The following is a 237-nucleotide window of genomic DNA, read 5'->3' as shown; positions in this document are numbered from 1 at the left end:
AGGCGGTCCTCACCGGCTGGCACGGCAGCAGTGACTACGGGGCCGCGCTGGGCGAGTTCGCGGAGCGGTACGGCGACGCGGTGGGTCCGCGTACGACGGTTTTCGTGCTGGGGGACGCACGGACGAACATGGCCGATCCGAACCTCGCGGCGCTGCGGCGGATCGCCGGGCAGGCCCGCCGGGTGTACTGGCTCAATCCGGAGCCGCGCATCCAGTGGGGCACCGGGGACTCGGCGG

General features: G+C 73.4%; 1 protein-coding gene. It reads left to right on the top strand.

Features of this window, described 5'->3' with window-relative positions:
* A partial coding sequence (locus CCN42_RS40600; protein WP_143662262.1) for a VWA domain-containing protein occupies positions 1 to 237 on the top strand: 237 nt, incomplete at both ends.

The sequence above is a fragment of the Streptomyces glaucescens genome, from assembly GCF_002154375.1.
Lineage (GTDB): Bacteria > Actinomycetota > Actinomycetes > Streptomycetales > Streptomycetaceae > Streptomyces > Streptomyces glaucescens.
Note: the sequence above shows the minus strand (reverse complement) of the source record. Positions and strands in the feature narration are given on the sequence as shown.